Raw genomic sequence first — 1007 nt, 5'->3', positions numbered from 1 at the left:
GCCGGAGGCCAACGCCCCCCGCTGCGGCCGAATCCCCTCCGGCACCGCACGCGCGCGTGCCGGTGTCCCCGTCCAGCAAGTCCCCCGGCGGGCCAGCAATCGGCCCAGCCAGAGTTCCAGTGAGACCAGGTCCGCGAGGCCGTCCAGGGGCAGTGGCTCTCCCTGGGCTGCCGCGCGGAGCGCCTTGCGGACGACGCGGGCTTCCACCAGACCCGCCTGCGCGAGCAACGGCGTGGCGAAGAGGTCCATCAAGGGGTCCGCGGCGACCCGTAGACCCTTGCGGGCCGCGGCCGCCGCCGAGGCGTGGGAGGGGGCGCCCCAGCCGGGCGGGAGGTCGCCTACGCCTGCGCCCTCCAGGACCGTGCGGAGGATGGCCGCGCGGGCGCCCGGCTGGACCCGTAGCGCCTCGGGGAGGGAGCGGCAGGCGCGGACGACCTGGTTGTCGAGGAAGGGGGTGTGCAGGCGCTGGGAGCGGATCTCGGCGGCCTGTTCCAGGACGCGGAGGTCGTTGGCGTGGCGGGCGAGGGCGGCACGCGCGCGGAAGTCGCCGGGGCGCTGGCCGGGGCCGCTGCCCTGGCGGCTGGGCGCGCTCTGGAGGCGAACCGATACTTCAGCCAGGGCCTCACCGGTCAGCCAGCGTGCGGCGGGGCCCGGTCTGGCCCAGGTGAGGGCGGCGAGGGAGGCCCCGACGGCGCCTCCGGGCTCGTCGAAGCGCTGGTTCATCAACCGGTCGGCGAGGACTTCGAGTCCCGCGCCGTAGGGCGTGCGGGCGAGGCGGCGGGCCGCGCCGTAGACGCGACCCGGGACCATCACCGAACCGTCCGCCTTCGCCAACGCGGCCACGGGGCGCACCAGATGGCGCCGTTTGCGGTCCATCAGGAGGTCGGCGAGGCGGGCCGGGTGGGCGTCCAGGACCTGGCGGGCGCCGTATCCGGTGAAGTGGTCGGCGCTGCCCGCGGCGAGCCGGGCGCGGTGGCGGGCGGCGGTGATCAGGGAGGGGCCGGGTT

1 protein-coding gene is annotated in these 1007 nt (G+C 76.8%); it reads right to left on the bottom strand.

What is annotated here, in order from left to right:
• Positions 1-1007: asparagine synthase-related protein (locus ACNFOC_RS54655; RefSeq protein WP_416966349.1), on the bottom strand; the 1007-nt coding region annotated here is incomplete at both ends.

This window comes from Streptomyces colwelliae (assembly GCF_048158785.1).
GTDB lineage: Bacteria > Actinomycetota > Actinomycetes > Streptomycetales > Streptomycetaceae > Streptomyces.
The sequence above is the reverse complement of the archived record's forward strand: the minus strand, read 5'-3'. Positions and strand labels throughout refer to the sequence as shown.